Source organism: Pseudomonas sp. AC229 (assembly GCF_979254655.1).
Genome location: NZ_CEEDHK010000047.1, coordinates 1 through 281 on the forward strand (window position 1 = coordinate 1; position 281 = coordinate 281).

At 46.3% G+C, this 281-nt stretch carries 1 protein-coding gene; it reads left to right on the forward strand.

Translation table 11 applies throughout. The annotated features are described in order from the left end of the window. Positions 1 to 281, forward strand: a 281-nt coding sequence (locus AC0IW7_RS24785) for an FAD-dependent oxidoreductase (protein ID WP_471821491.1), incomplete at both ends; no start/stop codon positions are given.

Genomic DNA, 281 nt, shown 5'->3' on the forward strand with positions numbered 1-281 from the left:
ATGGTAGCTTGCTTGATACCGATTTGATTCTATTTAGTGCTGGGATTCGCCCTGAAGATACTATGGCACGAGATTCTGGGCTAAAACTTGGCGAACGTGGCGGTATCGTTATCAACGACACATGTCAAACAAGCGAGCCAGATATTTATGCGATTGGAGAATGTGCATTATGGGATAACAAAATCTACGGGCTGGTTGCTCCAGGCTACACCATGGCAAGCGTATGTGCCTCACAAATAGCAGGTGAGCATAATAGCCTATTTGACGGTGCGGACATGAGT